Source organism: Candidatus Binataceae bacterium, assembly GCA_035508495.1.
In the GTDB taxonomy this organism is placed as follows: Bacteria; Desulfobacterota; Binatia; order Binatales; family Binataceae; genus JASHPB01.
Map to the genome: position 1 here is coordinate 79532 of DATJMX010000012.1, position 6443 is coordinate 85974.

Genomic DNA, 6443 nt, shown 5'->3' on the forward strand with positions numbered 1-6443 from the left:
TCGAGTCCGTCATCCGGCCAGCGATGACGGCCAGTTCATCGAGATGACACCAGGAAGGCGCTACTGACTATAGTAAAGCGCCGCGGAAAGGTTCGTCTCTGGGTGGGGGATATTGCAGCAGGTTGATTGCCCACTTGCGGGCCTGGCGCAGCGCTTCTTCGGCGCGGCGGAAGATACGCTCGCGATGCATCACGCTCCAGACGTACACGTCGACCGACGGTTCGTCGTACATCGTCACATCGATCATCCAGTCCTCGAGCTGCGGGCCGCATATGAGGAGCCTCAGTAGCCGCCCGTGATCGAGTACGACGCCGCGCGCCTCGCGCGGGAGGCGGAACTCGTCCTTAATGCGTTTGACCAGATGCTGCGGATACTGGTCGGGGGTCATCGCAACATAAACCCATTCGCCGGGCTCGGGATTCGCCGCGCGCGCGATGCGGAGATTGTTGTCGGTGAGATCGTCCTTGGCGCGATCCTGATCGTAATCGCGCGCGACCTGGTAGAAGGACATCGCGATCGGCAGCTGAGGCATCTCCGCCTCGTCCTTCACCTTCTTGGGTTTCTTGACGACGGTCTCAACCCACCAGCGATTTTCGACGTTAGGCTTGTGGGCCATCAGGAGATCCCGCGCGCCCGGCGCCTCGGCTTGGTATTGCGCGCGCGGCGCAAGCTGGCGACGCTCAAGCGCCGACGCGCTCCGGCCAAGGCTGTCGCCCGGCGCGCCGCAGATCGAGTGCTGGCGGCGCGCCGCGGAGCGGCTTTGCGCGCCGCGATACGCTTTTCGGAGACGCGACGGCTCGCTGCAGTACTTCGCGCCGCGGTGCGCTTCGCGCGGCGCGCGCGTGCACGCAGTCCCGTGATCATTCGCCGCGCAAACATATCGGCCTTACGCTCCGCATCGGTCCAAAGCAGGAAGTGACCCATCTCGTGATAGATCATTTGCACCCATAGCCGCTCTGTATAGTAGATGCGGCCGCGCTTCCAGCGCATCGGATGCACCAGATGGATGCGCCCGTCTTCGTAGGTGCGGCCCGCGGTCTTGCCCCAATCGATATACTCGAACCATTCGACGCGCGGACGCTTGACGCCGTAATAGCGGCAGAGCGCCGCAATCGCACGGCGAAACGACGCGACGCGATGAGTCCGGAAGAACTCAGACAGGCCATGGTCGATTTCCCGGCGGTAAGAGATCGGCGGAACCAGCATTCGCACGATGAAGAGCCTCCGGATGCAGGTGCTGCGATCATATTGAGGCACATCGCGTTCAGTCAAATGAAGGCGCACAAACGCAAGGAAACCCAATAATTTCACGCGTTTAGGCGCTGGCATCCGGTTCTGGCGATGCTTTTCGACGCGGTGTCGGCGAAGCTAGCTGACGCTCAGGATAGCGATTCAAGGATGTGCAAGACGTGCACTCTATAACCCTGCCATCGCGTTCGGAACGTTCGTTCAGAGCAAGAAGAAAATGATCACCACTATGGCACGAAGACTACAAAGACCACGAAGTTAAAAGTTTTGAAACTTGCTGTTCTCCGTGTCTTGGCGGTGAGTCCGATCTTTTAGCCGAGCGCGCCGGATTCTTTGAGGCGGGTGATTTCTTCCCAAGTATAGCCGATTTCGAGCGCTACTTCTTCGGTGTGCTGGCCGAGTTCCGGGGCGAGGCGATGCGTTGGCGGCTGGTCGTCGCCGAACTCTACTGGGCTGTTCACCAGGCGCATGTTCTTGAGCGTTGGATGATCGACGGGGGCGAATGCGCCGATCGCCTCGGCCTGCGGATCATTGAGGACCTCAGCGTCGGTCTGGACCGGCGCCCAAATCAGATGGTGCCGGTCGAAGATCGGCGCCCATTCGGCGAATCCCCGCTGCGCCAAGGCAGCGTCGATCTCTGCAGTCAGCGCCGCGCAGTTCTTTGCTCTCGAGCCTGCGCTGGTAAAACGCTGATCATCGCGCCATGCGGGATTGAGCGCGGCGCAGAAGTCCGGCCAGAAGCGATCGCTCTGGATCATTACGAAATAAACCCATTTGCCGTCCCGGCACTTGTATGAGCTCCACATCGGGTTGATGCGTTCGGAGCGATCCTCCGCGACGGGAGCGTTGCCGGTGAGCATCGCGCCCGTGAGATCGGTCGCGTTCATCCAGAGGCCCATCGCGAAGAGCGAGATCCTCACTTCACGGCCGCGGCCGGTGCGCTCGCGGGCGAAGAGCGCTGCCGAGATCGCGCCGGCAAGGCTCGCACCCACAGGATGATCGATCATCGCCGGACGCTGCGCCGGCGGCGGCTGGCCCGGTTGCGCAATTGTCGCCATCAGGCCTGAGCGCGCCCATGCCGCTGCGTAGTCGTATGCGGGACGATCCTTGTCTGGCCCACGATGCCCGTAGCCGTTGAGCGACGCGTAGATGAGCCGCGGATTGCGCGCCGAGAGCGTCGCGTAATCGAGATTCATGCGCGCGATCGCTTCAAGGCGCAGGCTCGTGATGAACACGTCGGCGCGTTCGATCAGCTTGTGCGCGAAGGCTTGGCCGCCGCCGCTGCGCAGATCGACCGCCACCGACCTCTTGTTGCGATTATCGAGCTCGAATGCCGGCCGGATGTTGACGTTCGAATCCGCGACCGAGCGCGTGACGAAGCCGCGCGTCGGGTCGCCGGTTTTGGGATCCTCCAGCTTGATAACATCGGCGCCCCAGTCCGCCAGCACGACTGCGGTTGACGGTCCCGCCACCCACATCGCAAGCTCCACCACCTTCACGCCCGACAGCGGACGATCCATACGCGAGTCTCCCTTCGAATTCGATTCAGAAACGAATTGCTAGCAGGAGTCGCCGGCCGTGCAAACCCGTGGCGCAAGGGTGGGATGCGCCCCACCGCTTGGCCGAACGAGTTCTAGTGTGAGCGCGCCGCACGCAGCATCCGGTTCGGATGCCGCCGTCTGACGCGATTGACCGTGAGCCGCTGCATCCGGCTGGCCTCCTTGAGGCGCAGCCTGATGGGCGATACGCGGCCCGTGGTCACCATCTCCTTGAGCCTCCATCGCAGCCCTTGGGGATCCATGCCCAGCGCGTCGCATACGCTCTCGAAGGCGAGCGGCGACGACGGGCTGCGGCCGAAGATCCAGTGCCAGGCTTCGTTGAAGCAGTTGCGCTTACGGAGATTCTGCGCACTGTGAAATTCCTGCACGACGTTGATCGCGTCGGCGAGCACGGCGAGCATCAGGCGCTGCTCACTGGTGAGCGCCCGTGTACCGACCAGCTCGAAGAACTGGCTGCGAAGGATAACGTCGGGGAACGGTCTCGAATCCGATGCTGCCGCTGGCTGATTAAGCTCTTGCATGGCTCAACCTCCGCCGCCGCTCGCGCGGATCCCAATATATTTTCTGCGCATACGCACCTCCAGCCTCCCTTATGCGACGCGCGCTCCGAGCTAATGTCTCGGTCGGGATACGAAACATAATGAGAACAAAGCTTCATTGCAAGGGAATCAGCATGTCGTAATGAAAATCGGCATTCGACGAAGCGCCTTGGATTAAAGTCCGAGCCGCGCGTCATCAAACAGCGTAATGCTATCGCGTACGCGCAGTGCAGTCGTGGAACCGTGATCAGAGCAGAGCTTCGATGCAGATGAGCGGGGGTCGATCGATCATGTCCTGCCAGAACTCCCGCCCGTAGGATTTCTCACCTTCGGGTGAGAGCTCCGCGCGGTGCCACCTTATGTCGCGAAAGCCGGCCGCGCGCAGGAGTTCTTCGTGGGTCTGGATACTGAGGTAGTAGTTCTCGATCTCAAACTCGCGGCCATCTTCGAGAAAGAAGTGCCATGTGATCGGCGTGCCTTCGCGCCATTCGCCGACCGGCGTCGTTTCGAAGCCGTATTTGCGATACGACGGCGCGGTGGGGAAGTAATTTTCCGGATTGCAGTTCACTGTCACGAAACGCCCGCCCGGCTTGAGGCATCGCGCGATCCCATTGCACATGGCGGCCAGCTCCGCGCGATCGTGCGCGTAGTTCAGCAGGTACGCCGCGACGGCGATGTCATATGAAGCGTCGAGTCCGAGATTGCGCGCGTCGCCAACGCGATAGTCGATTCCGAGCCGCTGCTCGGCTTCACTCGCGCGCGCGAGGTTGATCATTTCCCGCGACAGATCGACGCCCGTGACTTGCGCGCCGCCGCGATGCCGCAGCATCCGGGTGTAGAATCCCTCGCCGCACGCGATATCGATGACCGAGAGACCTGAAAGATCGCCAATGTGTTTCAGCAGGATGAAGCCTTCGACGTGGGCGCGCCACGGCTGCAGCTTCGACATCTTGTATTGCTCTGCGATCGGATCGTAATTCGTCGTCATGGTGATTCGTCCCGATCGCACTTAATCAGTTGCGGAATCTATTCGCTATCAGCGGATGCATGGCGCGGGGGACTCTTGCTATGCTCGGGCGAGCTTCAACTGAGAAAACATTCGGGCTGAATCGATCCGCCCGGGGAGCAAATGCCATGGCAGATTTCTACGGCAAAGATACCTCTAAGCACCTGCGCGAACTGCGCCAGAACGCGCCCGACGCCTTCAAGGGCTTTCTCGAATTCGATCAGCAGGTTTTCAAGGACGGCGCGATCCCGAGCAAGACCAAGGAGCTGATGGCGATCACGGCCGCACACGTCACGCAGTGCCCGTGGTGTATCGAGGCTCACGTCTCGCGCGCCAAGGAAAAAGGATGCACCGACCAGGAGATCGCTGAGGCGGTATGGGTTGCCGCTGCGATGCGCGCGGGCGCGGCCTTCAGCCACGGCGCGATCGCGATGGCGGTGGCGGCAGAACATAAGCACTAGAAACGCTTTCACCTGTCGGGCACGATATTAGAGATGACTCAGGCAAGCGTGGCTCGTAAGACCCGGCAGGTCGATATCGGCGGAACCATGGTCGGCGGCGGCGCACCCGTCGTTGTGCAGTCGATGTGCGCGACGCGCACTATCGATATCGATCAGACGGTAGCGCAGGCGCATCAGCTCGCCCGCGCCGGCGCGGGGATCGTTCGAATCGCGGTCGACAGCGAAAAAGAGATTCCGGCGTTGGCCGAGATCCGCAAACAGACCAAGGGCGTCGTGCTCTCGGTCGATTTGCAGGAGAACTACAAGATCGCCGACCGCGTCGCGCCGCACGTCGACAAGATCCGCTACAACCCGGGCCATCTGCATCATATCGAGAAGGCCAAGACCATCGAGCAGAAGGTGAAGTGGCTCGCCGGCGTGGCGCGCGACAACAACCTCGCGATCCGCATCGGTGTCAATTGCGGCTCGGTCGCGCCCGCTTTTCTCGACAAGTATCCCGGCGACCAGTTGAGCGCGATCGTCGAGTCCGCCGCGTATCACTGCGACTTGATGGACGAGTACGGCTTCACGCGCTTCGTCGTGTCGCTCAAGGATTCCGATCCCAACAAGGTTATTGAGGCCAACCGCCGTTTCGCCGAGCGCCGTCCCGACGTGCCGATTCATCTCGGAGTTACCGAGGCGGGACTCCCGCCCGACGGTATCACCAAGACCCGCGTCGCGTTCGAGAAGCTGCTTGCGCAGAGTATCGGCGAGACGATCCGCGTCTCGCTGACGCTGCCCAACGAGCGCAAGCACGAGGAAGTAATCGTCGGCCACAAGATCATCGAAGATGTGAAGCAGGGCCGCTTCATCTCGGTGCCGGATCTCCCGGGCCTCAACATCATTTCGTGCCCGTCGTGCTCGCGCGTCGAGAACGAGAAGTTCGTCGAGCTCGCGCAGCAGGTGAAGGAACTCACCGAGTACGCGCGCCGCTACAAGATTACGATCGCGGTCATGGGCTGCCGCGTGAACGGCCCGGGCGAGACCGACGACGCCGACCTCGGCCTATGGTGCGGGCCGACGACGGTGAACCTCAAAAAGAAGGATCGCAAGATCGGATTCTTCGGCTACGATGAGGTTCTGCCCAAGCTCCGCACCGAACTTGACAAACTGATAGCGCAACGCCAGGCCGATAGCGCCGCCGCGAATTGAACTTCATCTCCATCTCCCGATGCTCATCGCTGAGCTCCCTCTCCCAGGATAAGCAGAGGGATCGAAGGCCGGGCATGTAAACAGCATGTCATATGACAGTCGAGCGATGCGATGGCGATTAGAAAAGGTCTCGCTGCAATTGGACTTCCTTTGTTAGTACTCGTCCTGATCGCAAACTCTTCCTTCGCACAGGGCTATTCGCTGCAGGGCGCGCCAATGCTTAGGTGCAATCGAAAGATTGGAATGGGCTGCTCTCGTATGCGCAGGGATGGACACAGGCGGAGCCTGAGAATGCGACCGCATGGTTTTATCTCGGCAATACCTATGGGATCGGTTTGAACGATCCGGCAAGCGCGGCGCCTGCTTTTAAACACGCAGTCAGCATCAATCCGAACTGGCCTGAGGCCTGGAACGCATTGGGACAGGTTTACGCTGCGAG

The 6443-nt window shown here is 61.1% G+C and carries 8 protein-coding genes; 3 read left to right on the top strand and 5 right to left on the bottom strand.

What is annotated here, in order from left to right; genetic code table 11:
- Window positions 1–67 precede the first annotated feature (67 nt).
- The 5 genes from VMA09_03835 to VMA09_03855 form a co-directional block, all read right to left on the bottom strand.
- Window positions 68–616, bottom strand: a complete 549-nt coding sequence (locus tag VMA09_03835; GenBank protein ID HUA32707.1) for a hypothetical protein — start codon at window positions 614–616, stop codon at window positions 68–70.
- Window positions 616–1212, bottom strand: a complete 597-nt coding sequence (locus VMA09_03840; protein HUA32708.1) for a hypothetical protein — start codon at window positions 1210–1212, stop codon at window positions 616–618. Before VMA09_03840 ends, VMA09_03835 begins: the two co-directional genes overlap by 1 nt.
- 347 nt (window positions 1213–1559) lie before the next feature.
- Window positions 1560–2768: a CoA transferase gene (locus tag VMA09_03845; GenBank protein ID HUA32709.1), complete on the bottom strand. Its 1209-nt coding sequence runs from the start codon at window positions 2766–2768 to the stop codon at window positions 1560–1562.
- 113 nt (window positions 2769–2881) lie between these two features.
- Window positions 2882–3328, bottom strand: coding sequence for a hypothetical protein (locus VMA09_03850; protein HUA32710.1), 447 nt, complete (start codon window positions 3326–3328; stop codon window positions 2882–2884).
- Window positions 3329–3593: 265 nt separating this feature from the next.
- On the bottom strand, window positions 3594–4334 hold the full coding sequence (locus VMA09_03855; GenBank protein ID HUA32711.1) for a methyltransferase domain-containing protein: 741 nt from the start codon (window positions 4332–4334) through the stop codon (window positions 3594–3596).
- A gap of 146 nt (window positions 4335–4480) precedes the next feature.
- Between VMA09_03855 and VMA09_03860 the strand changes: the two genes are divergently transcribed.
- The 3 genes from VMA09_03860 to VMA09_03870 form a co-directional block, all read left to right on the top strand.
- Entirely contained in the window at window positions 4481–4813 is a 333-nt protein-coding gene (locus VMA09_03860) for a carboxymuconolactone decarboxylase family protein (GenBank protein ID HUA32712.1), read from the top strand.
- 48 nt (window positions 4814–4861) lie between these two features.
- Window positions 4862–6004 carry a (E)-4-hydroxy-3-methylbut-2-enyl-diphosphate synthase gene (gene ispG, locus VMA09_03865; protein HUA32713.1) on the top strand — a complete coding sequence of 381 codons (1143 nt, stop codon included), beginning with the start codon at window positions 4862–4864 and terminating at the stop codon, window positions 6002–6004.
- Between the two features lie 224 nt (window positions 6005–6228).
- The coding region (locus VMA09_03870) for a tetratricopeptide repeat protein (GenBank protein ID HUA32714.1) at window positions 6229–6443 on the top strand (215 nt) is incomplete at its 3' end.